At 61.3% G+C, this 24,460-nt stretch carries 24 protein-coding genes; 12 read left to right on the forward strand and 12 right to left on the reverse strand.

Features of this window, described 5'->3' with window-relative positions; genetic code table 11:
* Positions 1-77: 77 nt before the first annotated feature.
* Genes C2U40_RS17925 through C2U40_RS17935 form a run of 3 tightly spaced genes read left to right on the forward strand, consistent with a single transcriptional unit; the run spans position 78 to position 3,305 of the window.
* Positions 78-1,988, forward strand: coding sequence for an ABC transporter ATP-binding protein (locus tag C2U40_RS17925; RefSeq protein ID WP_011707314.1), 1,911 nt, complete (start codon positions 78-80; stop codon positions 1,986-1,988).
* Complete coding sequence (locus C2U40_RS17930; protein ID WP_016351916.1) at positions 1,981-2,442, forward strand: DUF2390 domain-containing protein; 462 nt, start codon at positions 1,981-1,983, stop codon at positions 2,440-2,442. The genes C2U40_RS17925 and C2U40_RS17930 overlap by 8 nt, the downstream gene beginning before the upstream one ends.
* Positions 2,436-3,305, forward strand: coding sequence for a 23S rRNA (adenine(2030)-N(6))-methyltransferase RlmJ (locus tag C2U40_RS17935; protein ID WP_103828174.1), 870 nt, complete (start codon positions 2,436-2,438; stop codon positions 3,303-3,305). Before C2U40_RS17930 ends, C2U40_RS17935 begins: the two co-directional genes overlap by 7 nt.
* Before the next feature lie 50 nt (positions 3,306-3,355).
* On the opposite strand, the gene C2U40_RS17940 is transcribed toward C2U40_RS17935, so the two are convergent.
* The gene (locus tag C2U40_RS17940) at positions 3,356-4,285 is read right to left on the reverse strand and encodes a LysR family transcriptional regulator (RefSeq protein ID WP_103828173.1); all 930 of its coding nucleotides are present in this window, start codon (positions 4,283-4,285) and stop codon (positions 3,356-3,358) included.
* 109 nt (positions 4,286-4,394) lie between these two features.
* Here C2U40_RS17940 and C2U40_RS17945 point away from each other — a divergent pair, with 109 nt between their 5' ends.
* Positions 4,395-4,994 (forward strand): FMN-dependent NADH-azoreductase, encoded by a 600-nt coding sequence (locus C2U40_RS17945; RefSeq protein ID WP_103828172.1) that lies wholly within the window; start codon positions 4,395-4,397, stop codon positions 4,992-4,994.
* A 97-nt stretch (positions 4,995-5,091) separates the two neighbouring features.
* Here the strand turns inward: C2U40_RS17945 and C2U40_RS17950 are convergent, their stop codons facing one another.
* Positions 5,092-5,298 (reverse strand): hypothetical protein, encoded by a 207-nt coding sequence (locus C2U40_RS17950; protein WP_181014843.1) that lies wholly within the window; start codon positions 5,296-5,298, stop codon positions 5,092-5,094.
* 186 nt (positions 5,299-5,484) lie between these two features.
* On the opposite strand from C2U40_RS17950, the gene C2U40_RS17955 reads away from it, so the two are divergent.
* From C2U40_RS17955 to C2U40_RS17980, 6 genes are all read left to right on the forward strand, one after another.
* On the forward strand, positions 5,485-5,847 hold the full coding sequence (locus C2U40_RS17955) for a DUF2061 domain-containing protein (RefSeq protein WP_045526198.1): 363 nt from the start codon (positions 5,485-5,487) through the stop codon (positions 5,845-5,847).
* A gap of 331 nt (positions 5,848-6,178) precedes the next feature.
* On the forward strand, positions 6,179-6,607 hold the full coding sequence (locus C2U40_RS17960) for a VOC family protein (RefSeq protein ID WP_103828170.1): 429 nt from the start codon (positions 6,179-6,181) through the stop codon (positions 6,605-6,607).
* Between the two features lie 181 nt (positions 6,608-6,788).
* Positions 6,789-7,865, forward strand: a complete 1,077-nt coding sequence (locus C2U40_RS17965; RefSeq protein WP_104467495.1) for an RES family NAD+ phosphorylase — start codon at positions 6,789-6,791, stop codon at positions 7,863-7,865.
* A gap of 162 nt (positions 7,866-8,027) precedes the next feature.
* Positions 8,028-8,423, forward strand: a complete 396-nt coding sequence (locus C2U40_RS26215) for a hypothetical protein (RefSeq protein ID WP_133295832.1) — start codon at positions 8,028-8,030, stop codon at positions 8,421-8,423.
* Positions 8,424-9,053: 630 nt separating this feature from the next.
* Complete coding sequence (locus C2U40_RS17975) at positions 9,054-9,356, forward strand: SMI1/KNR4 family protein (protein ID WP_230599375.1); 303 nt, start codon at positions 9,054-9,056, stop codon at positions 9,354-9,356.
* Positions 9,357-9,710: 354 nt separating this feature from the next.
* Complete coding sequence (locus tag C2U40_RS17980; protein ID WP_016351924.1) at positions 9,711-10,532, forward strand: alpha/beta fold hydrolase; 822 nt, start codon at positions 9,711-9,713, stop codon at positions 10,530-10,532.
* Between the two features lie 117 nt (positions 10,533-10,649).
* Here the strand turns inward: C2U40_RS17980 and putP are convergent, their stop codons facing one another.
* The 10 genes from putP to C2U40_RS26570 all read right to left on the reverse strand — a co-directional run bounded on the left by putP (position 10,650) and on the right by C2U40_RS26570 (position 22,393).
* On the reverse strand, positions 10,650-12,167 hold the full coding sequence (gene putP, locus C2U40_RS17985; protein WP_103828168.1) for a sodium/proline symporter PutP: 1,518 nt from the start codon (positions 12,165-12,167) through the stop codon (positions 10,650-10,652).
* A gap of 288 nt (positions 12,168-12,455) precedes the next feature.
* Positions 12,456-13,382 (reverse strand): L,D-transpeptidase family protein, encoded by a 927-nt coding sequence (locus tag C2U40_RS17990; protein WP_016351926.1) that lies wholly within the window; start codon positions 13,380-13,382, stop codon positions 12,456-12,458.
* A 187-nt stretch (positions 13,383-13,569) separates the two neighbouring features.
* Positions 13,570-14,811: a mechanosensitive ion channel family protein gene (locus tag C2U40_RS17995; RefSeq protein WP_011707327.1), complete on the reverse strand. Its 1,242-nt coding sequence runs from the start codon at positions 14,809-14,811 to the stop codon at positions 13,570-13,572.
* Between the two features lie 133 nt (positions 14,812-14,944).
* Complete coding sequence (locus C2U40_RS18000) at positions 14,945-16,144, reverse strand: acetate kinase (RefSeq protein WP_024945799.1); 1,200 nt, start codon at positions 16,142-16,144, stop codon at positions 14,945-14,947.
* Positions 16,145-16,318: 174 nt separating this feature from the next.
* Positions 16,319-16,789, reverse strand: a complete 471-nt coding sequence (locus C2U40_RS18005) for a YhcH/YjgK/YiaL family protein (RefSeq protein WP_049048167.1) — start codon at positions 16,787-16,789, stop codon at positions 16,319-16,321.
* A gap of 310 nt (positions 16,790-17,099) precedes the next feature.
* Positions 17,100-18,206, reverse strand: a complete 1,107-nt coding sequence (locus tag C2U40_RS18010; protein WP_011707330.1) for a 1-acyl-sn-glycerol-3-phosphate acyltransferase — start codon at positions 18,204-18,206, stop codon at positions 17,100-17,102.
* 160 nt (positions 18,207-18,366) lie between these two features.
* On the reverse strand, positions 18,367-20,016 hold the full coding sequence (gene cueO / locus C2U40_RS18015; RefSeq protein WP_103828167.1) for a multicopper oxidase CueO: 1,650 nt from the start codon (positions 20,014-20,016) through the stop codon (positions 18,367-18,369).
* Positions 20,017-20,270: 254 nt separating this feature from the next.
* Complete coding sequence (locus C2U40_RS18020; RefSeq protein ID WP_103828166.1) at positions 20,271-20,963, reverse strand: aspartate/glutamate racemase family protein; 693 nt, start codon at positions 20,961-20,963, stop codon at positions 20,271-20,273.
* Positions 20,964-21,081: 118 nt separating this feature from the next.
* Positions 21,082-21,672, reverse strand: coding sequence for a LysE family translocator (locus C2U40_RS18025; RefSeq protein WP_017766272.1), 591 nt, complete (start codon positions 21,670-21,672; stop codon positions 21,082-21,084).
* A 124-nt stretch (positions 21,673-21,796) separates the two neighbouring features.
* On the reverse strand, positions 21,797-22,393 hold the full coding sequence (locus C2U40_RS26570) for a LysE family translocator (protein ID WP_016351932.1): 597 nt from the start codon (positions 22,391-22,393) through the stop codon (positions 21,797-21,799).
* A gap of 117 nt (positions 22,394-22,510) precedes the next feature.
* Here C2U40_RS26570 and C2U40_RS26575 point away from each other — a divergent pair, with 117 nt between their 5' ends.
* Both C2U40_RS26575 and C2U40_RS18035 read left to right on the forward strand, forming a co-directional pair.
* Positions 22,511-23,887: an aminotransferase-like domain-containing protein gene (locus C2U40_RS26575; RefSeq protein ID WP_181014842.1), complete on the forward strand. Its 1,377-nt coding sequence runs from the start codon at positions 22,511-22,513 to the stop codon at positions 23,885-23,887.
* 42 nt (positions 23,888-23,929) lie between these two features.
* The gene (locus tag C2U40_RS18035) at positions 23,930-24,394 is read left to right on the forward strand and encodes a hypothetical protein (protein ID WP_103828164.1); all 465 of its coding nucleotides are present in this window, start codon (positions 23,930-23,932) and stop codon (positions 24,392-24,394) included.
* Positions 24,395-24,460: the final 66 nt, after the last annotated feature.

The raw sequence follows: 24,460 nt of genomic DNA on the forward strand, positions 1-24,460 counted from the left end.
TCAAGTGCAAATCTGCGCCGTTTCACGTAAGATCCGCGCCAGTTTTTCTCCTCCATTTGAGCCAAGCAGACCAATCCATGATAGTTGCCAGTCAAATCGAACTGATCCGCGGCGGCCGCAAGCTGCTGGACAACGCATCCGCCACCATTCATCCCGGCCACAAGGTGGGTCTGGTGGGCAAGAACGGCTGTGGCAAGTCCACCTTTTTTGCACTGGTACGGGGCGAGCTGGCCATCGACAGCGGCACCTTCAGCCTGCCCGCCGGCTGGCAGATTGCCGGCGTGGCGCAGGAGACCCCGGCGCTGGACTGCTCCGCCCTCGACTACGTGATCGACGGCGACAAGGAGTTCCGCGCGCTGGAGGCCCAGCTGGCCCAGGCCGAGCAGGATGACAATGGCCTGCTGGTGGCCGAGCTGCACGGCCGGCTCGACACCATAGGCGCCTACAGCATTCGTGCCCGCGCCGCCGAATTGCTGCACGGCCTCGGTTTCAGCGACGAGCAGCTGAGTTCGCCGGTGCGCAGCTTCTCCGGTGGCTGGCGCATGCGCCTGAACCTCGCCCAGGCGCTGCTGTGCCGCTCCGATCTGCTGCTGCTCGATGAACCGACCAACCACCTGGATCTCGACGCCGTCATCTGGCTGGAGAAGTGGCTCAAGGCCTATCAGGGCACGCTGGTGCTGATCTCCCATGACCGCGACTTCCTCGATTCGGTCATCAGCCGCATCATCCACATCGAGAACGGCAAGCTCAACGAATACACCGGCGGCTACTCCGACTTCGAACTGCAGCGCGCCGAACACCTGGCCCAGCAGCAATCCATGTACGAGAAGCAGCAACGCGAGATGTCCCACATGCAGGCGTATGTGGACCGCTTCCGCTACAAGGCCTCCAAGGCCCGCCAGGCCCAGAGCCGACTGAAAGCGATGGAGCGGATGGAGAAGATCCTGCCTGCCCACGCCGACTCCGAGTTCAGCTTCGAGTTTCGCGAGCCGTCGGCCCTGCCGACCCCGCTGATTGCCATGGAGAACCTCTCTGCCGGTTACGGCGACAAGGTGATCCTGGAGAAGATCAAACTCAACCTGGTGCCCGGTTCGCGTATCGGTCTGCTCGGTCGCAACGGCGCCGGCAAATCCACCTTCATCAAGATGCTGTCGGGCTCCAACCCGCCGCTCTCCGGCAAGCTCGAGGTGAGCGCCGGGGTCAGCATCGGCTACTTCGCCCAGCATCAGCTGGAGACCCTGCGCCTGGACGACTCGCCCCTCGATCACCTAGTGCGCCTCGCGCCGGACAAGACCGAGCAGGAGCTGCGCAACTACCTCGGCAGCTTTGGCTTTCACGGTGACAAGGCGCTCGACAAGGTGGCCCCCTTCTCCGGTGGCGAGAAGGCGCGGCTGGTGCTGGCCCTCATCACCTGGCAAAAACCCAACCTCTTGCTGCTGGATGAACCGACCAACCACCTGGATCTGGAGATGCGCCACGCCCTGACCATGGCGCTGCAAGGCTTCGAGGGCGCCATGGTGGTGGTCTCCCACGACCGGCACCTGCTGCGTACCACCACGGATGACTTCTATCTGGTGCACGGTGGCCGGGTCGAGCCGTTCGACGGCGATCTGGACGACTACCACAAGTGGCTCGGCGAGCAGGAGAAAGAGGCCAACGCCAAACCGGACGACGGCCCTGTCTCTGCCAACTCGGCGGTGGCGCGCAAGGATCAGAAGCGGCGCGAGGCGGAATTCCGGCAAGCGACCCGGCCGCTGCGCCAGAAGCTGGAGAAGCTCGAAACCAGCATGGAGAAACTGCAGGCCAAGCTGGCCGCGGTGGAAGAGCAGCTGGCCGACCCCGCCATCTATGAAGAGAGCGCCAAGCAGAAGCTCTCCGAGCTGCTCAAGTCCCAGGGCCCCATCAAGGAGGAGCTGGAAGGGGTGGAGCTGGAGTGGATGAGCCTCAGTGAGGAGCTGGAAACCATGGAGCAGGCCTTCCTTGCGTGACGAACAGCTGATGGCGAGCGAGCGGATCGCCGCCCACGAACTGCCGGGCCCGCTCGACTTCTGGCAGTGGAGCGGCGAGGTGTACGGCGCGCGCAGTCAGGACTGGCTCAGCGTGCAGGCGCAGGGGGGCAACGTCAATCTGGCCCTGTTGCTGCACCGGCTGGATCAGTGCGGGATCCCGGTCGATCTGACCGACCTGCAACCGGCGTTGGTGCAGACCGAGGCGGTACTCGGCCCCTGGCGCACCCTGCGTTCGAGCGCCAAGGCGCGGCTCGGCGAGCAGGAGTATCAGGCCATGCTGGCCCACGAGCTGGAGCTGGAGCGACTGCAACAGGGAGTGCTGCTGCAGACCCTGCGCAGCCTCACCCTGTTTCGCGGCAACAGCCGCAACCTGTTGAACTATCTATTGTTACTGGGGGCCCAGCAGGGCCCCCTCAGAGACCTAATATGCTGAGTTATCGCCACGCCTTTCACGCCGGCAACCACGCCGACGTGCTGAAACACGCCGTTCAGGCCCTGATCATCGAGTCCCTCAAGAAGAAGGAGAAACCCTTCATCGTGCTGGACACCCATGCCGGCGGCGGTCTCTACGACCTGCGCGGCGACTGGTCGCAGAAGAAGGCGGAGTATGCCGACGGCATTGGCCGGCTGTGGGACGAGCGGGCCCAGTGGTCTGCCATGGCCCCCTATCTCGGCGTCATCGAGGAGATGAACCCAGCCGAGGGAGAGCACGGCGGCCAGCTGCACTACTACCCCGGCTCGCCGGAGCTGTCGCGCCGCCTCGCCCGCGAGCAGGACAAGCTGGCGCTGATGGAGCTGCACAACAACGAGGTGGAAGACCTGCGCGCCAACATGGGTTACGACCCCCGCGTCGCCGTCCACCACCGTGACGGCTTCGAGGGGCTGGTGGCCCTGCTGCCGCCCACCCCGCGCCGCGGCCTGGTACTGATCGACCCGCCCTATGAGCTGAAGGAAGATTACTTCGCGGTGGTCGATACCCTGAAAAAGGCGCAAAAACGCTGGGCCACCGGCATCTACGCCCTCTGGTATCCCATTCTGGGGGAAGAGGCAGACAAGTCCCGCGACATGCTGCGCGCCATCAAGCGCGAGAACTTCGGCAACGTCTTGGTGGCCGAGCTGGAAGTGGCCGGCCAGACCACCGATTGGGGCATGAACGGCTCAGGCATGCTGATAGTGAGCCCCCCCTGGCTGCTGGACGAGCAGATTGAAGCCTTCCTCAAACCCCTCTGTGCCAAGCTGGCGCAGGGCGCCGGCGCCCAGTACAAGGTCGAGTGGCTCAACAAGGTTGAAGCGTAACCCCTTGCATCACTCGCACACCACCAAGGGCCTGCCACTGCAGGCCCTTTTTATTGGTCATGGCGGCCCGCCCCCACCGCGCTGGCAAGCCGCTCCGGCAGCCGGCTCGCCAACCAGTCGATGGCCATTCTGGTCTTGAGCGGCAGGTGCGGGCTGTGGGGCCAGAGGGCATTGATGGGATAACGCCTGCCCTTGAGGGAGCCCAGCACTTCGCACAGCTCGCCCCGCTCAAGGTGCGGGCGCACCAGCCAGGTCGGCAACCAGGCGAGGCCAAAGCCCGCGATGGCCGCCTGGGTGATGGCGTGCAGATCGTCCAGCAGCAGGCGCCCCGTCGGCCGCACCGATTGCCACTGGCCATCCAGCTGCCACTGCCACGCCAGCACCCGCCCCTGTCGCAGATAGGCGATGCCCTCGTGCTCGGCCAGATCCGCCAACGTCATCGGTTCGCCCCGCTCGGCCAGATAGCTGGGGGCGGCGCAGAGCGTCATGCCGTGCTCGCCGAGCCGGCGCGCCGCCAGATCCAGACGGTCCGGCGGCTCCCCGTTGCGGATCACCAGATCGAGCCCCTCCTCCACCAGATCCACCTTGCGATCGCTGAACGACAGTGACAGCGCCAGCCCGGGATGGGCCTGCGCCAGCTCGAGCAGCAGGGGCGCCACGCACAGCTGACCGAACAGCACCGGCATGGAGACCTTGAGGCTGCCGTTGAGGGTCAGCTTGTTGCTGGCCAGCGCCGCCTCGCCGAGGCGCACCTCCTCCAATGCCCGCAGGCAGTGGAGATGGAACAGCGCCCCCTCCTCGGTCAGGCTCTGGCTGCGGGTGGTGCGGTGAAACAGCTGGACGCCGAGACGCTGCTCGAGCCGGGCAATCCCCTTGCCCACCGCCGAGCGGGTGAGGTGGAGCCGCTCGGCGGCCTGGGCAAAACTGCCCGCCTCCACCACGCTGGCGAACAGATCGAGGCCATTGAGGCTGTTTGCCATCTATTGCATACCTTGTGGAACCAATATGGCGAAATAGTATCAGCACTGCGGAAAAAAATGACTGATAAGCTCCCTCCATCCCCACACTTTGTCAGATGGAGTTCACCTCATGAGTCAGATCCTGCTGCTGCAATCCAGCCTCAACGGCCCCGCGTCCCGTACCAACCAGCTGATGGAGCGCTTTCTGCAAGCGCGCCGGGAGCAGGGCCACCAAGACCAGGTGGTGGTGCGCGACCTGCCCGCCCTCGCCCTGCCACCACTGGACAGCGCACTGTTTCACGCCCTGCGGGGGGCCGAGCCGACCAGCGAGGCCATCCGCCAAGGGGTGGCGCTGTCGAACCAACTAATTGCCGAGCTCAAGGCCGCCGACCTGCTGCTGATCGGCGCCCCCATGTACAACCTCAACGTACCGACCCCGCTCAAGAACTGGTTCGATCTGGTGGCGCGAGCCAGGGTCACCTTTCGCTACACCGACAGCTACCCCATGGGGCTGGTGGAGGGGGTAAAAGCCCTGGTGTTCAGCAGCCGCGGCGGCGTGCATCAGGGCCAGGCGACGGATGCGGTCACCCCCTACCTCGAGTCCGTGCTCGGCCTGATGGGCATCGCAGAAGTGGAGTTCGTCTACGCGGAGGGGATGGACCTGCGCCCCCACGGGGCGGAGCAGGGCATGCGCCAGGCCCATGAGCGGATCGCCGCCCTCAGCCAGTGAGCCCCTCGCCCGCCTCTTGCCGCCCCCACCGGCAGCTGAGCGGGAGACGCGCAAATAAAAAAGCCCCGTCACGGGGCTTTTTCCATGCAGGCCAACCTCACGTTTTGCCCGGGAGATCCCGCCAGAGCGCCAGAATGAGCAGCGCCAGCAGGGCGAAAGGCGGGGCCAGACTGAGCAGCATGCACAGCACAGTGATCAGCGCCGGATGTTCGCTCTTGCGGCGGGCCAGTCGCCAGGCCACGACGCCGACGATGATCATCAGCAACAGGATGAACTGCCCCAACAGGGTGGCGTTGATATTCATCTGCATGAAAGCTCCTTTTTCATGGCAAAGGCTCACTCTAGCGCCGCTGTGGCCCCAGGCAACTCCCAATCCGGTGAGGGCGTTCTCACTTGATAGGTCGTCCCTATCCAACCATTAGATGAGAATAGTTTTCATTTAATGGGATTTCGGGGGATACTCTGCTCATCACCAGAGGGAACCGCCATCATGAAAAAGACCATCAGCTTTGCCGTTTTGCACTTCACCGTGGCCTTCACCGTGGCTTACCTGCTGACCGGTGAACTGCTCACCGCCAGCCTGATCGCCCTGATAGAGCCCGCCGTCAACACGGTCGCCTTCTACTTCCACGATCTCGGCTGGCACAAACTCAAGCCCCACCACAGCCTGCAGGCCAAGACCAGCAGCTTCGCCCTGGTGCACTTCTCGGTGGCCTTTGGCGTCGCCTACCTGCTGAGCGGCGAGCTGCTCACCGGCGGCGTGATGGCGATGATCGAGCCTGCCATCAACACAGTGGTGTTCTTCTTCCACGAACGGCTGTGGCGCGCCCGCCAGCAGCTGGCACTGGCCTGAGGGAGGGGCTGCGGCCCTTCCCCACGCCTGAACAAGCTTCTCTCCCCCGGCAAGGGCCCCCCTTGCCGTACTGACCAATTTGTTGATCCCGCCCCAACATTTATCACCTCGCCCTTCCCCTGCGCCCCTCTCTCGCTACCATACCCGAATGGCAATCCAAGCCGCATCGGAGTCATCCATGAGCCCTCTCCGCCACCCCCGTTGGTTACAAAGCAGCAGACTGGAGGCTGAAATTCAGGGGCGGTAGCCATGCCATCGGCTTGCCAACTCCTGTCGATCACAGCGAGGGGCGGCCGGCGACTCATCCACAACATGTAAAGCAAGGTGGTGTATGGAAACACAAACTCTGCATCGCGGTCGGCTGATCGACCATCTCCAGCTGGTGGTGAAAGACCTGGCCGCCAGCCAGCGCTTTTACACGGCCGCACTCGCCGCCCTCGACATCCCCATAGGCGGCACCGGTGAGGGTTATTTCTGGGCAGATGAGCTGTTTGTCACGGCTGTAGACAGCCCGGCGGCGCTGGGGGTATTGACCGGCCGCCATCACCTCGCCTTTCAGGCACAAGACAGGGCCATGGTGGATCGCTTCTATCAGGCTGCGCTGGCCAATGGCGGCCAGGACAACGGCGCCCCCGGCGAGCGGGTCTATCACCCCGGCTATTACGCCGCCTTTGTCCTCGATCCGGATGGCAATAATATCGAGGCGGTTTATCACGGCGAGGCAACACGCAGTGTGGAATCGGTAGAAATTCAGTTTTAGAAGAAGAATGGAACGCTAGTGACGTGGACGTTGTTGTGGTGCAATGAGGTGGCTACGCCTAGCAAAAATAGTATTTCCATAATTTTTTATTACAGTGTTTTACAGCATTCACGTCTATATGGAATTACGCGATTAGCTCCATTTTCCATCTGACTACTGTGAAGCTGAAAGGAACATTAAAATGCATGAGCAAAAAATAGATGATAATTGTATATTACTTTGTTCAGATTGTTTTGAGGATGAAGGGCTTAGTGTTGATTCATACAAAATTGGCCTTGAGTCATCAGAAGAATGCCCACAATGCAAAAGTAACAGCGGCAAAAAACTTACTAAAGAGCTTATCTTGGGATTAGCTTGGCGTTTCTTTGTCAGTGGAACAACTATTCGCTGTGACTATGGCGCAGCACCAGTAATTCAAACCAATGAGCATCACTATGGAAAAAGTGATATCCGGCCATCGCCTTGGCTTGAAAGAGATATAAAACTGATTGAAAATGCTGCTAAAATTGGCTTTTTTCACTACGGACCACGATTGTGGATGGTTGGCGAGATTGAACCGCTTAAGGAGCTGCAAATAAATGGCAGCCGAGCGAGAGTTATTCAGCGTGTAATCAAGGAGTATCCTGAGAGATTGATGCCTAGTGGTATGAAGTTTTATCGACTCAGAATTAATCCTAAGAACCCTGCTAATCATACAGAGTATGACAGTCCTCCTATTGAGTTTGCGGGAAATGGACGTTTAGACTCTGTTGATTTATCAGTTATGTACGGTTCCCAGGATATTGATGTTTGCATACATGAATGCCGGGCTTCCACAGAGGATGAAATATATGTCGCAACGTTTGAAACCACTAGAGATCTACACCTTTTAGATCTGACTCATGTTTTAGAGGAGGATGTGACGGAGTTCGAGAGCTTAGATATGGCTATACATATGTTGTTTCTTGCCAAGTCTCACTCTTATGAAATATCCAGAGATATAGCTAAGGCAGCACAGAACGCTGGTTTTGATGGGGTTGTTTACCCTTCATTTTTCAGCCTAATTAGAACAGGTGGCCACCCATTTGAAACGAGCTATGGTCTATCCTTACGACGTTACCACCCAGAGCGAGAAAAATATGCGAATGCTTTCACTGTAAAAAATTTTGCACTGTTTGGGTATCCCTTACAGTCCGGCTTGGTGAAAGTAAAATCTATCAATCGGCTTATAATTACCCAAGTCGGATATCAAGGACATTTTGGCCCAATAGAGTATTAAGTGAACATTAAGCAGCTAATATAAAAATTCTCTGCTAAATACGAAAAATCAATCAGTTCACTCATAATCACCCGCTAAGCAAGATGTTATTATATGTTATGTTATGTTATGTTATGTTATGTTATGTTATGTTATGTTATGAAATTAATTAAGGGGATAAACATGAAAACATGGCAAACTCAAATTGGCGGATGGGGAAGTATTGTTTGGTTAGCATCCTTTCAGTTTATGGAGTACGCAAATAAACATGGCTATCATGAAGTGAGTAACGGTATCTTTGGTTATACTCTTGGTTTTGTTACTGCTTTCGCCGGTTATCTGTTTTGGGAGGTAATTCATGGCCGTTGGAAATCCATTCTTGGTGAGGATAGAGGATTTATGAGAATCGTATCAGCCATGCCTCTCCTTGGGCTGTGTATTTTAGGCGCATTAGGTTTTATTAATGCAATATTTAATTCAATGCCATGGTTTTACAATATAAGTTTTGCGGTTGCTGGTATTGTAGTCACTCAAGGTTTGGTACCAATTATTAATCACATTGATGGGACTGCTTCCTAAGGCTCTTCGATGCCACTATAAGCTGGATTTATAGGTTTTCCGCTGATGACCAAACTTTTTCTTATAGCGGCTATCTCCAGCCTGAAAGAGGTTACTTACCGGCCACAGCCCGTAGATTCGAACAGTCGCGAATAAAGCAATCAATAGAGATATTCTGATAGCTCCCTGACTTTCCCTCCACCAACGACAAAAGGGCTAATAATAGGCCATAAAGAACCTATGACTATTGAATCTATCGAAACTGAACTACTCAATGAACTGAGGGCAATAGATAATTACCTCAACAAAGATAGAGTAATATATAACGAAGTGCGTGGAGCCCTAAATATAATACAAAACAAAAGCAAGCCCCATTACCATAAAATAAAACACAAGCTATTTATGGACTTCAGAATGATTGATGACCACCAAATAGATTAGATGACCCGCAACTTGATTTTCATCTGGATAGAGCTTATAAACTTGCAGCAATTTTAGAACATGCAGTCATTTAATATAATTTATCTTTCCAAACCCTATACTATACAACAGTCATCCCAACAATTAATGCTTTGGAATATTTTTATGTAAAACGACCCATTTAGAATCCCGACAGATGATGAAATAGCCATTGCAGAGAGAAAACTAGGCATCACATTTCACAATGACTATCGATGCTTTTTAAAATCTGGTAGTGATGTCGCAAACGCAATTTTTGAAGCAGCAGTTATTCTGCCCGGTGCAGACCGCCTTGATATTTTTGAAATGGCTAGAATAGCTTGGGAAATTATAGGTGTACCGAGAGATTTATTGCCTTTCATTGAGGATAATGGTGACTATTTCTGCATATCAAAAACAGGAGAAGTCATCTATTGGTCTCATAATGGAATCTCTAATGAAAAATGGCCGAACATGTCTGCATGGCACAATCAAGTTTGTATAAATCTTGAGTGACCAAAAATGCTCGCAACCACCATCTCGATAGCAGAATTTACTGACACGGAGGCGGTTCTGTCATTCACTGATTAAGCCCGTAGGTTCGAATAGCGCAGCGTATTCGGACAATCGCGAATATCCCCGCCAATACATCACCAAGGATCGGGAGATCCCCTTGTGGGGCTTGTATCAGTCACCCTGATGCAACCCAAGGCTCGTCGGTGCCACTATAAGCTGGATTTATGGATTCTCCGTGAATGACCCAACTTTTGCTTATAGTGGCTGTCGCTGACCTGAAAGCGCTCACTTACCAGCCGCAGGGCGCTTGCTATATATTCTCCCACTTCTACGACACGCCGAGGAGGCGTTGATATGCAGTCACAGACTCACACTTTTATCATCAATGGCAGCCCAATGCCCTGCCTGCAGGCCGGTTCCGGTAAGCCGCTGCTGCTGATCCATGGCGCGCTGGCCAACCACACCCTCTGGCTCGAACATATCGAGCAGCTCTCGCAGCACTACACCGTTTATGCCCCCACCCTGCGCCACTTTGGCGAGGCGGGCAAAGAGGCGCCTTTCGGCCTTGAGACCCATGCCGACGATCTGCTGGCGCTGCTGACACAGCTGGCGTGCGGGCCTGTCCATCTGGTCGGCTGGTCTTATGGGGCGGATGTGGCGCTGACCGCTGCCTTGCAGGCACCAGAGCGCGTCCGAAGCCTCTATCTGGTGGAGCCGGGCTGCCCGGGAGCGCTGGATGAGCAGGGGCTCGCCGCCTTTTTGGCCGATGCCGGCGCCATGTTCGACCCCGTGTTTGGTCAGGTTGAAGCTGGGCAGTTGCAAGAGGCGGTGGCCACCCTGATCGATGGCTCGGGGGGCCGCCCAGGCTACTTTGCCGCGCAATCCCTCAAGTGGCAGCAGGCCCAGCTGGCAGAGGTCGCCAGCCTTCCCAAGCAGCTGAGCCAGAACGAACGGCCGGATTGGTCGCCGTCGCGGCTGGCCGGGCTCGGGCTGCCCATCTGCATCGTGCAGGGCGCGCAGACCAGAGCGCTGTTTGCGCAAGTGTGCGAAGCACTTGGCAACGCCATCCCCGCCTGCCAGCGCCTGCAGGTGGCGAATGTTGGCCACCTCTACCCCATCGAGCAGCCCGCGCTGTTTGTGCAGCAGCTGCAGCGCTGGCTCGCCGCGCAAGGGTAGGCAGAGACCCTTGCCGACCGGCCTGCTCTGCACACAGCCGCGCCACAGGCTATGCCCAACTAAGTGCCATAAAAAAGCCCCGCGATGCGGGGCTTTTTGTTATCGACAGTAACTGACTCAGTTGACGGCAACCGGCTGACCCAGCGCATCCGGCGGGGTCTGGAACTCACGCTCGGCGTCGTCGAAGCGATCCAGCATGGCTTTGAAGGGGGCCTTGTCCAGCAGGCTGAATACCAGGATCGCCAGGCCGGAGAAGAGGAAGCCCGGGATGATTTCATAGAGCCCCAGCCAGCCAAACTGCTTCCAGACGATGACGGTCAGGGCACCCACCAGCATGCCCGCCAGGGCGCCGTTGCGGGTCATGCGCGACCAGAGCACGGAGAGCAGCACCACGGGGCCGAAGGCGGCACCAAAGCCGGCCCAGGCGTAGCTCACCAGCCCCAGCACCCGGTTCTCCGGGTTCATGGCAACGGCGATGGCGATGAGCGCAATCACCAGCACCATCATGCGACCGACCCACACCAGCTCTTTCTGGGAGGCGTTCTTGCGCAGGAACGGCTTGTAGAGATCCTCGGTGATAGCGCTGGAGCAGACCAGCAGCTGGCAACTGAGGGTACTCATTACCGCCGCCAGGATGGCGGAGAGCAGCACACCGGCAATCCAGGGGTTGAACAGGATCTTGGAGAGCTCGATGAAGACCCGCTCCGGGTTGCCGGTGACGCCGGCCGCCTGTTCGGTGAAGGTGGAGAAGTAGGCCAGGCCGAAGAAGCCGATGGCCACGGCGCCACCCAGGCAGAGCACCATCCAGGTCATGCTGATGCGACGGGCATTGGCCATGGAGTGGTGGGAATCCGCCGCCATGAAGCGCGCCAGGATGTGGGGCTGCCCGAAGTAACCCAGGCCCCAGGCCATCAGCGAGATGATGGCGATGAAGTCCAGGTTCTTGAACATGTCGAGGTTGCTGGCGTTCTGCGCAGCCACCTGCACCATGGCGGTGTCGATGCCGCCCACCGCGATGATGACGAACACCGGGGTGAGGATCAGGGCGAAGATCATCAGGGTGGCCTGCACCGTATCGGTCCAGCTCACCGCGAGGAAGCCGCCGAAGAAGGTGTAGGTGATGGTGGCCGCGGCACCGACCCAGAGGGCGGTGTCATAGCTCATGCCGAAGGTGCTCTCGAACAGGCGGGCACCAGCCACCACGCCGGAAGCGCAGTAGATGGTGAAGAACAGCAGGATCACCAGGGCGGAGAGGATGCGCAGCACCCGGCTCTTGTCCTCGAAACGGTAGGTGAAGTAGTCCGGCAGGGTCAGGGCATTGCGGTTCTTCTCGGTATGCACCCGCAGCCGGCCGGCGACCCAGCGCCAGTTGAGGTAGGCCCCCAGGGTGAGGCCGATGGCGATCCAGCTCTCGGAGATACCACCGATGAAGACGGCGCCCGGCAGGCCCATCAGGAGCCAGCCGCTCATGTCGGAGGCGCCGGCGGAGAGGGCGGTCACCCAGCTCCCCATCCGGCGGCCGCCGAGAATGTAGTCGTCAAAGTTGCGGGTGGCGCGATAGGCGATGAAGCCGATCAGGACCATCCCGAGGATGTACACCAGAAAGGTGATGAGCATGGGTGTGCTGGCTGTCATTCAAAACTCCGTTATGTGACGTGTGTACCCGTTCTGACGACGGGCTCTTCCTTAAAAAAACCGCCCTAGCTTAATCAGCAGATCCCATGACCTCAACCTTTTTTAACAAACAGAAAACACAATATAAACGTTTCATCTTTAACCAACAGACCAGCTTTGCCCCGTTCCGCCAGATTTTATCCTGACGCAGCAACTGCTTATCCGCCGGGCACGATCAGTGGCAGAGCCCCGCCACGGCCGCAAAAAAAAGCCCCGACCAGAGGTCGGGGCCATGTCGGCAAGCACCAATCAGCGATTGATCGCGATCGGCATGCCGCTGCGCTGCTCCAGCGCCTGCTTGACCAGCTGGGAGTCGCTGTCGGCGTGGGCGATGAAGCGGGTCACCGCCGGGGTCATCGGCAGCGGCGCAGGCAGGCTGGAGTTGAACTCCTCCTGATTGCGGGAGAGCGGCTGATGCACTTCCAGGTAACGGCGACCATCCGGCTCGACACTGGCCTTGATCGGCTGGTTGACGAACTGGACGCGGGTACCGACCGGTACCTTCTTGAACAGGTACTCGATGTCGTCGTTGCGCAGGCGCACGCAGCCGTGGCTCACCCGCAGGCCGATGCCGAACTGGGCGTTGGTGCCGTGGATGGCGTACATCTTGCCGATGTAGAGCGCGAACAGCCCCATGGGGTTGTCCGGGCCGGCCGGCCATACTGCCGGCAGGCTTTCGCCACGGGCGGCGTATTCGGCATGCATCTTGGCGGTCGGGGTCCAGGTCGGGCCCGCCTTCTTGCGCTGCACGCTGGTCACCCAGTTTTCCGGGGTGTCGGTGCCGAGCTGGCCGATGCCGATGGGCAGCACTTCCACCACCTTCTTGCCTTTCGGGTAGTAGTAGAGGCGCATCTCGGCCACGTTCAGCACGATGCCTTCACGGGGCGCATCCGGCAGGATCAGCTGGTGCGGCACGATCAGCTTCTCGCCGGTCTGCAGCAGCAGGGGATCCGCCTTGGGGTTGGCCTCCAGCATGTTGGTCAGCCCCAGCTGGAATTTGGCGGCAGCGGCCTCCAGCGGCTGGCCGTTTTCTTCGGCCGGGACCACGTATTCCAGATTTTCACCCACCAGGCGGCTGTTGGCCGCAGGCAGGGCGTATTCAACAGCGAGCGCAGGCGCGGCGCCCAAGAGGAGGCTGCAGCACAGCGCGGCCGCAGTAGTGTGGAGGAGCTTCATAACTTTCCTGTAATGGATGACGTGGTTCAAGACTCTGGGCTGACCCGGGAGCGGCGGGCGATCCGGGGGGCGAAGAGAAGGCCGCCATTTTTCTCCTCTGCCGGACAAATTTCAACTGACAAGTGGCGGCGGGTCGGCGATTAATATCGCTTTTTTTATCCGCCGCCAGCCCCTGCCGGTCGGTCGTTTACCCCTTTTGCCAGGCGCGCATATCGTAACCTGTGGGAGATTGGTGCAACCGCAGATGAAATTGCTCAATGATGGCAAAGATGTGGTCGAAAATGTCGGCCTGGATCCCTTCGTAATCGGCCCAGGCGGTGGTCGCCGTGAAGCAGTAGATCTCCAGCGGCAGGCCGTCCGAGGTCGGTGCCAGCTGGCGCACCATCAGGGTCATGTCCTTGCGAATGCCGGGGTGGGCGCGCAGGTAGGCGTCCAGATAGGCGCGCAGGGTGCCGAGGTTGGTGAGGTGACGACCGTTGATGGGGCAGCTGATGGCGTCGCTCAGCTGCTGGTTGTAGGCGCTCAGCTCCTGCTCCTTGCGGCTCAGATAGGGCGCCAGCAGCTGGGCCTGCTTGAGCTGCAGCTGCTCGTCCGCCGTCAGGAAACGCACGCTGGTCATGTCGATGTTGACGCTGCGCTTGATGCGCCGGCCACCCGACTCTGTCATCCCTTGCCAGTTCTTGAAGGAGTCCGAGATGAGGGCATAGGTGGGGATGGTGGTGATGGTCTTGTCCCAGTTCGACACCTTGACCGTGGTGAGACCGATGTCGGTCACCTCGCCGTCGGCGCCGTACTTGTCCATCTGCAGCCAGTCACCGACGCTCAGCATCCGGTTGGCGGAGAGCTGGATGCCGGCCACCAGCCCGAGGATGGGGTCCTTGAACACCAACATCAGCACTGCGGTCATGGCACCCAGACCGCTGAACAGGAACAGCGGCGACTTGCCGAGCAGCAGGGCGATCATCAGGATGCCCACCAGGATGCTGCCCACCAGCTTCACCCCCTGGAAGATGCCGCGCAGGGGTAGATCCCGCCCGAGCCGGGTGTAGCGGCTCACCGACAGCATGCAGTCGAGCAGGGCGAACAGGGAGAGCAGCAAGAACAGCAGGATCCAGAGCTGGGCCACCATCTCGATCAGTTGCAGGCTGTCGGAGTTGCGCGGCAGCCAGATCTCGGCCTGGCCGAGCAGCACGGCCCCCTGCAGCACGAAGGCGAGCCGGTAGAACAATCGCTGCTGCAGTTGGGGCGGCAGCCACACCTGCTTGGTCTTGCCGAGCACGCCCACCAGCCGCACCAGCAGTACCCGGTGCAGCAGCATGTGCAGCAGCAGCGAGGTGAGCACGATAAAGCCCAGAGCGATCACCAGCCCCATCATGCCGGTTACCTCCAGCCCGAGCCCGGCCAGCCAGCGAAAAAACATCTCCTTCATCCCATTCTCCTGTGCGTGAAACTGCGGTCAGGGTACGTATCTGCCACCCCATGTCAAATGACAGCCGGCGCCACGGTCGCCACAAACGACAACGCCCGGCAGGGGCCGGGCGTTGTCTGGGAGCGAGGGGGCGTTAGCCGACCAGGCTCAGGGCATCGCGGGCGATGACCAGCTCTTCGTTGGTGGGCATCACCAGCGCCAAGCGGCTGCCTTCGGCGGTGATAGGGCCTTCACCGCCCAGCACAGCGGCGTTGTTGGCTTCCTTATCGATCTTGAAGCCGAACAGGGCCAGACGGGCCAGCACCATCTCGCGCACCATGGCGGCGTTTTCACCGATACCACCGGTGAACACCAGGGCGTCCAGACGACCATCCATGGCGGCAGCGTAGGCGCCGACATACTTGGCCACCCGGTAGGTGAACACGTCCAGCGCGCGCTTGGCACCGGCATCGGTGGCGTAGTTGGTGGTGACATAGCGGCAGTCGCTGCTCGCCTCGGTCATGCCCAGCAGGCCGGACTCGCGGGTCAGGGTGTGGTTGATCTGCTCCACGCTGTAACCGAGCTGGTCGTGCATGAAGAAGACTACAGCAGGGTCTATGTCGCCGGAGCGGGTGCCCATTGCCAGCCCTTCCAGCGGGGTCAGGCCCATGGAGGTGTCGACGGATTCGCCGCCACGGATGGCGCAGACGGAGGCACCGTTACCCAGGTGGCAGTTGATGATGTTGAGCTCGGAGAGCGGCTTGCCCAGCGCCTTGGCGGTCTCTTCTGCAATGAAGCGGTGGGAGGTGCCGTGAGCGCCGTAACGACGGATGCCGTTCTCTTTGTAGAGCTTGTAGGGCAGCGCGTAGAGATAGGCTTCCTGTGGCAGGGTCTGGTGGAAGGCGGTGTCGAACACGGCCACATTCTTCTCTGCCAGCGCCGGGAACACCTTGAGCGCGGCACGGATGCCGATCAGGTGCGCCGGGTTGTGCAGGGGGGCGAACGGAATGGCGGCTTCGATGCCGGCAATCACGCCGTCATCGATGCGAACGGAACGGGAGAACTGCTCGCCACCGTGCACGATGCGGTGACCGATGGCCACCAGCTGCTCGGCCAGGGTCGGATCCTGCGGCAGGATGTGACCCACGATGTGGTCGAGGGCCTCCTGGTGCGCGGCGCCCGCGCCCAGCATGGCTTCGCCCTTGACCCCGTGGAGTTTCCATTTGATACGTGCATCATCCAGATTGAAGCATTCGGCCAGGCCGGACAGCATGTCCTCACCTGTTTCGGCGTCCATTACGGCAAATTTCAGGGAAGAGCTACCGCAGTTAAGGATCAATACCAACTTGCTCATGTTCTACATCTTCCTGTGCTTCGGCTTTATGCCGACAGTGTCGTGTCATCCAAAGTGGATGGGATTCCCCTGCCGGGGGCTTATGGTCGCAGGAAAGTGCGCCCAATTTTTTAATATGTTAAGTGCAAATCCGGATCATTCCGGGCACTCGTCTCAGCCAGGCTGCGCCAGCGGTCACAGGCCGGCCAGCAGATCCCGGTGCACCTTGACCACCAGCTTCTTCACCTGAGCCGGCTGGTTGGGGGTACAGAGGGGGCGATGCAGTTCTCCCGGCCAGAAGATGGCGAAGTCGCCGGGCTGCAACGCCAGATAACTGGTCTGTTCGTCCTCAACGAACCAGAGGTCGGGATGGGGATGATCGGCGCCTTCGGCAACATAGCCATGGGGCCCGACCCCGATCCACTCTTCACCACGCAGCAGCAACTGGATATCCAGATACTGCTGATGGAACTCGCCACGGCGATCCGCAGCCGGCTCGGTCAGCTCTTCGCTCACCAGGCAGAACAGCTTGAGGCCGTCGATCTCCTGCTTGCCAAGCGGCGCCTGCAGCCACTGTTCGACGCTTTGCACCACCTCGACCATGATGCGGTCCAGCGGGGCGGGCAGCGGCGTGCGCTGCAGGGTGTTCAGACTGCCGGTGATCATGGCGCTTCCTTAGGTGTATTCAGGCGACATCTTAGCCGCAAAATGAAAAAGGACCCTGTTGAGGTCCTTGTGTCACACCGCCTGCAATCCGTGCAGACAGAGATAGAGCATTTGCTCGTATCAAGCGGGATGAGTGCACTGTTACACACTCATCCGCGGCTTGCCAAGAGGCACAAGCGCGTTCGCCCAGTGATCGTACCAGCTGAAACAATATTATTCACTACTCCAGCACCGTCGACTTTGACCAGACGCAAAAACGGGAGCATCTGCTCCCGTTTTTTTCGCATCACCCGGTGATAACCGGTGCCATTCAAGCCTTGCCGGCGTTCTCCACCGGCTTGGCGTACATGGCGCGCCAGATGGCCTTGTGCTCTTCCGGCACCTCCGACTGACGGCTCAGGAAGGCAGCCTGCTCGATGGTGTTGGCCTTGCCGGACACATCTGCAGCCAGGTAGTTGCCCGGGAAGAGCCGGTAGTTGCCCCAGATGGCCTTGTCGATCAGCGCAGCCAGTTCATCCGGATCGCTGAAGCCCTCGGTGATGGGGGCGCCGAAGGAGACGTGTACCCGCCCCTTCTGGCCAACGATGCCGGCGACGATGCTCTCGATGTCCTCGAACTCGCCCTTCTCGTAGCTGCCGTTGACCGACTTCTCGTACAGCTCGCGCGCCTTGGCCTTGTCGGTGGGATCCAGCTCGTAGCTGATGCTGACCGGCACGATATTGAGGCTGCGCATGTAGTCGACGAACTCGATCTTCTGCTTCTTGCCATCCACGTAGAACATCTTGAGGATGGCCGGATCTGTCTTGTCATCGCCGTTCTTGGCGCGCCCTTCCTTCTGGGCGATCCAGATGGAGTGGCCTTCGTGCACCGACTGGCCGATGTAGGCCGACAGCTCGCCGAGCGCCTTCATCATCTCCCGCGGCCCCTTGGCGGAGCGCTTGACGATGAAGCTCTTGTTGAGCTTCATCAGCTCGGTGGCGCAGGGTTTGCGCAGCAGGTTGTCGCCGATGGCAATGCGCACGGTATCGAACCCGTGGGTGTGCAGCCCCCAGTTGACGAACGCCGGATCCATGGCGATGTCCCTGTGGTTGGAGACGAACAGGTACCCCTGCTCCTTCTTCAGATGCTCGAGCCCGGAGAAGGTCACCCCCTGGGTGGAGGTGGCGATCATCCGGCTCATGTAGCGGGTCACCCCCATCTGCACCTGATGGATGGTGGTCACCTTGGACCACTTGTAGCGCAGGAACTGGCGGATCAGCGGGCGGATGGCCCAGCCCAGCCAGCTCATCAAGGAGCCGAAACGATACTTGGCGATGGCGCCGACAAATTCATCATCCCGGATCAGCCGTTCGATGGCTGCCGGCACTTCCTCATCGCGGTAGGGGCGAATGTCCGCGAATCTATCTACTTCAGTCACAGTGTCAGCCTTGCAGGTAAGGAGTCGCGGCCAGCGCGCGCTGGCCGGAAAATTCAGGGCGCAATTTTACACGCTTTTATGCCGAGGGGTATGTGGCGTGCGTAGATAGTGAGATCTGACCAGTGAAATGAACAAATGGCCCCGTTCGGGCCATTCTTTTTTACTCTTCCACCGTGAACGAGAGCATCATGCCGGTATCCTCGTGCTCCAGCAGATGGCAGTGGGCCATGTAGGCCCGCTCCTTGGGCGCCGTGTGATCGAAACGCACCAGCACCTCGCTGCGCCCACCCTCCACCTTGACGATGTCCTTCCAGCCGGCGCGATGCGGGGCCACCGGCTGACCGTTCTCGCTCAGGATCCGGAAACGGGTGCCATGGATATGGAAGGGGTGCAGCATCATGTCCCCCTCCCCCGAGATGATCCAGCGCTCGGTGCGGCCGCGCTTGACCGCAAACTGCGGGTCGTTCATGGCGAAGGCCTGGCCGTTGATGCGGTTGCCGCCGTGCAGATCCAGCGGCTTGGCACTGCCCTTGTCCTCCTGCATCCCGGCCATGGTGTCGTGCTGCATCTCCCCCGCTGGCATGGCCATGTCGCCATGATCCATCCCCGCCATCCCATCGCCTTGCCCGTCCATCTTCATCCCGGCCATGGTGCCCGTATAGCCGTGGGCCATGCTCATGCCCGCCATGGCGCCGTGGCCGTAGAGGCTCATCAGCGCCTGCATCCCCTGCCGATCCAGCTCAGGATCCATCGACAGGGTCAGGGTGCGGCTCGGCAAGCCCTGGGTGGCCGGCAGCGCCGGCAGCCGGGCCAGGCTGTCCGGCAAGCGTCCCTTGCCCTCAATGAGGGAGGGCCGGATCCGTAGCAGCGGCAGGGCCGCATCGAACGGCGCCAGGGTCATCCCCATCTGGCGTACCGGCAGGGTGAGCAGGTCGAACGCCTTGCCGTTGCGGGCATCCACCATCACCTCGAAGCGCTCCCCCGGCAGCAACGCCAGCTCGCTCAGCGCCACCGGCTCCGCCAGCAGGCCGCCATCGCTGCCGATCACATACAAGGGGCGGCCGTCACTGGTCGCCAGCTTGAGGGAGCGGGCATTGCAGCCGTTGAGCAGCCGCAACCTCAGCCAGCCGCGGGGCGCGTCGTGGGTCGGATAAACGGCGCCGTTGGTCAGCATCAGATCGCCGAACCAGCCGACTGCGGCGCTCATCACGTCCAGCTGGTAGTCCACCTGATCCCGCCCATCGAGCCGCTTGTCCTGCAGCACCAGCGGGATATCGTCCACCCCCCAGCGCTGGGGCAGCGGCAACCGCAGGCTCTCCTCGTCGTCGAGGATGAAGAGCCCGGCCAGCCCCATGGCCACCTGATGGCCGGTCTGACCGTGGGTATGAGGGTGATACCAGCAGGTGGCCGCCGGCTGCTCGATGCGAAACGCCGCCTGCCACTCTTTGCCGGAAGGGATACTGGCCTGCGGGCCGCCATCGGCGGTGCCAGGCACCTCCAGCCCGTGCCAGTGAACAGTAGTGGTCTCCGCCAGCTGGTTGGCGACCCGGACTCGCACCGCCTGCCCCTGACGGGCACGCAAAGTGGGGCCGAGCAGGTTGCCGTTGTAGCCCCAGCTATGGGTCGGCTGGCGTCGCCACTGCATCTGGCCCTGCTGGGCCCTGAGCTGGAACACACCGCTGGCGTCCGCCTCCAGCAGCGCAGGTATCGGCAGGGCTGGGCGCTCGGCGGCAACCGCCCGCCCCCACCAGGGCAGGGCACCGGCGATACCGACGGCGGTGGAGAATTTGAGAAAATCGCGACGCTGCATGAGTCACTCCTCGTTGGCCAAAGCGGACCTTCAGCCTAAGCAGCAACCCTGCGGCAAGGTCAAGCCCTGCCGAGCCGGCAGCCGGACAATTTCTGGCTTATCCGCTTGCCAGTAGAGCCATGGTCGTCAAGCCAGCGCCAGGCTTACCGCCGCCTCGGCGTGGATGGCCATGGTTGCGTCGTAGAGCGGCACCGTGGCGCCGGCATTTTCCAACCCACTATCTGCCTCACCTGCTTGCCAGCAGGCCCCTGTCGTCAAGCCAGTGCCAGAGTGACTGCCGCCTCGGCGTGAATGGCGGTGGTATCGTAGAGCGGCACCGCGGCCTCGGCCTCCCCCACCAGCAAGGCTATCTCGGTGCAGCCGAGGATCACCGCCTGGGCTCCCGCGTCGGCCAGTGCGCTGATGATGGCCAGATACTCGGCCCGCGATGCGTCGCGAATGTCGCCAAGGCACAGCTCGTCATAGATGATGCGGTGTACCCGCTCCCGCTGCGCCTCGCCGGGCACCAGCACCTCCAGCCCGAACTTCTCCTGCAAACGCCCCTTGTAGAAATCCTGCTCCATGGTGAAGCGGGTGCCGAGCAGGCCGACCCTTTGGATCCCGTCCGCTTGCAACTGACGTGCGGTGGCATCGGCGATATGGAGCAGCGGGATATCGATGGCGGCCTCGATCTCGGGCGCCACCTTGTGCATGGTGTTGGTGCCGATCAGCAGAAAGTCGGCGCCACCGGCCTGGATGGCCCGCGCCTCGGCCGCCAGCAGGCGGGCGGTGGCGGGCCAGTCCCCGATGTGCTGCAGCCGCTCTATCTCGGCAAAGTCGACGCTGCTCAGCAGCACCCGCGCCGAGTGCAGGCCGCCGAGCCGCTCGCGCACGCCCCGGTTGAGCGCCTGATAGTAGCTGACGGTGGATTCCCAGCTCATGCCACCCAGCAGACCGATACATTTCATGGGACCTCCTTGTGCAAACCAGACAGAGGGCGGCGCGCGTCATCGCACCGCCCCGTGAATAAAAAAGGCCCCGCAGGGCCAACAAGACAGCCGGTAAAGGCCCGGGCACAGGCCCGGACTAAATCCAGATCATCAGCACGCAGGCCGCCGTGGCGACCCCCATGCCGAGATTGAAACGACGCCAGCCTCTGGCGGTGCGGATGAGGCGGCGCACCTGGGCACCGAACAGCACCCAGAAGGCCCCGGTATAGAGGCCGGTCACGAAGAAGATGCCGAGCACCCAGATGGCGGAGGGCCAGTAGGCCTCCCCCGCTAGGGTGAAGCCGCTGATGGCGGAGAGCGCCATCATCCACGCCTTGGGGTTGAGCAGCTGCAGCATGGCCCCCTGATGGGCCGGGATCAGCGGCCGGTTGCCCTCGGCCGGGCCGCTGGCGGTCGCCACCTTCCAGGCCAGCCAGAGCAGGTAGGCCGAGCCGATGAGCTTGAGCCCGTCGTGCAGCAGCGGCACCTGCTCGAACATCACCCCCAGCCCCAGCGCCGTGGCCAGGATCATCAGGTTGATCCCCCCCACCACGCCCACCAGCAGGGGCACGCTGCGGCGAAAGCCCTGGGCCGCACCGGCGCTGGTGAGCAGCATGTTGTTGGGGCCCGGCGTGCCACAGGTGATGAGGGCAAAGCCCGCCAGGGGAAGCAACCAGTTCAGATCCATCTCAACCTCTTGATGATGCAGGGCGCCGACTCGGCGACAAGCCTTCTAATATGCAGAGCCGGTGCCCGTCAGACAAGGCCGCAGATGCACTTTCTTCGCATCTTTATGCGGCCCCTGGCAGCACTCAGTACCAGAGCATCACCACGCAGAGCGCGGTCAGCGCCCCCAGGCTGCCGTTGAGCCGGCGCCAGCCTCTGTCAGAGTTGATCCAGCGGCTGAGCTGATGACCGAACAGCACCCAGGCAAAGCAGACTGGCAATCCCGCCATGGGGAAGACGGCCATGATGCCCCACAGACTCGGCCAGTAAGCACTGCCCGGCAGACTGAACAGACTGATGGCGGAGATCCCCATCATCCAGGCCTTGGGGTTGAGGAACTGAAAGCCCAGCCCCTCCAGCAGGGTCAGCGGGCGCGAACGTCGCTCCGGATCACCGGGGGCACCGGCCACCGCAATGCGCCATGCCAGCCACAACAAATAGAGGCTGCCCAGCACCTGCAGGCTCAGCTTGAGCAGCGGCCAGCGCTCGAACAGGGGGTAGAGCCCCAGCGCCAGCACCAGTTGCAGGACGGGTTGTCCCACCACGACACCGATCAGATGGGGCAGGGTGCGACGCACCCCGAAGTTGGCGCCGGAGGCGGTCAGCATGAGGTTGTTGGGGCCCGGCGTGCCACAGGTGAGCAACGCAAAGCCAAACAGGGTGGCATACCATTCGATCGTCATCTTTGTACTCCTGAACTGCACACATTGTATCGATACAATGCGCCGCTTTTGGTTGTTATCGGGTTCAAAATCACGCTATATTGCCGATACATTTCGATCAATGGATTTATTGTCACCATGACAATCTGGACCCCGAACCTCACCCCCTTCGCCGGCCCCCTCTACCTCAAACTGGTGAAGGCCATCGAGCAGGCCATTCAGGACGGCTCCCTGCCGCCCGAGACCCGGCTGCCCACCCACAGGGCGCTGGCGGACAGGCTGGGGGTTACCGTCGGCACCGTCACCCGCGCCTATGGCGAGGCGGAGCGGCGCGGGCTGCTGGCCGCCCGGGTGGGGCACGGCACCTGGGTCAAGGGGGAGCATGAGGATCCGGCCAACGCCTGGGTGATCCGCAAGGAGGAGGGACACCGCATCGAGTTGTGGCAGAACCTGCCGGTGCAGCTGGATCGGGCCGCCATCATCCGCCCCATGCTGGCGGAAGTGGCGGACGGAGATCTCAACGCTCTGCTCGGTTATGACAAGGAGGCGGGCCAGCCGAGCCAGCGCCAGCTCTTTATCGACTGGCTGGCCGAGCAGGGAGTGGCGGGCAGCGAGGAGTATCTGCTGTTCAGCCACGGCGCCCAGCACGGCATCATGCTCTCCCTGCTGGCCACCGGCTGCGTGGGGGAGACCCTGTTCTGCGAAGGGCTCAGCTACCCCGGCATGCTGGGCAACGCCCGTCAGCTGAAGAATCAGGTGGTGGGGCTGGCGATGGACGCAGAGGGGCTGCTGCCCGACGCGCTGGAGGCGGCCTGCCGCACCCGCCGCGCCAAGCTGCTCTACCTCACCCCCACCCTGCAAAATCCCACCACCGCCACCATGAGCCTGGCGCGGCGCGAGGCCATCGTCGCCATCGCCCGTCGCCACGACCTGCTGATCATCGAGGATGACGTCAACGGCCTGCTGCCCCAGCAACCGGTGACACCGCTGGTCAATCTGGCGCCGGAGCGCGTCATCTATCTGGGCAGCCTGGCCAAGATCGCCTGTGGCGGCCTGCGGGTCGGCTTCGTGCTGACCCCGCCGGCCCTGCGCGGCGCCTTCGCCCAGGCGATGCGACTGTCGAGCTGGATGGTGAGCCCGCTGCTCATCGAGCTGGCCTGCAAGCTGGTGAGCCAGCGCCAGATCATGCCATTGGTCGAACAGCAGCGGCAGATCCTGGCACGTCGCGGCGAGCTGCTGCGCCACCTGTTGCCGGGGGCCTGCTGGCAGGCCGGCTCCATGCACGCCTGGCTGCCGCTGCCGGAACCCTGGCGCAGCCAGGAGTTTGCCGAGGCCGCCAACGCCCTTGACGTCGGCGTGGCGAGCGGGGAACACTTCGCCGCCGGCCAGTTCGCCGCGCCGCAGGGCGTGCGGCTGAGCCTGAGCCAGCCGGCCACCGACGCCCGCGTCGCCGAGGGGCTGGAGCGGCTCGCCGGTCTGCTGCGCGCCGCGCCGCCCACCAATACCCTGCTATAGTCAGCCCCGGCCCAGCCCATCCGTGCGCTCAAAGGAGAGCCCATGTACCCGACCCGCGCCCCCTTGTTGCTCCTCACCCTGCTGCTGGGGGGCTGCGCCTCCCCCGCTCATCAACAGCTGGGGGCCGCGCTGAGCGGGTTGGAGGGGGAGTTGCAACGGCTGGAAGAGGAGCTGGCGGCCATGAACGGCCTGCACTATCAGAAGGCGATCGATGCCCCCCTCAGCCTGCGCCGCCGGCTGAGCGCCCCCGTCCCCACGGCGGAAGGGTTGCTACCGAGCCGCAGCACGCTGACAGACGGCCCCCTGCTGCGCTACGACTATCGGCTGCCGACCGGCATGGCCAGCCTGCCACTCGCCGAGCCCTGTCTGCGCTACGAATTCGAGCTGCGCCACCTGGGCCGCCTCGGCCAACTCGCCCTGCACTGGCAGGGGGCGGCGGGTTCGGGGGAGCAACGGATCCAGCAGCGCGACTGCCCCTTCTCGGCCAAAGGGCCCGGTCTGCAGTAGGCCCGCCGCCGGCCGACCTGCCCCTATGGTCAGTTGAAAGGGACGTAGGCATCTTGTAGCGTGCCA

Origin of the sequence: Aeromonas sp. ASNIH4 (assembly GCF_002934425.1) — a bacterium.
Taxonomy (GTDB): Bacteria; Pseudomonadota; Gammaproteobacteria; order Enterobacterales; family Aeromonadaceae; genus Aeromonas; species Aeromonas hydrophila.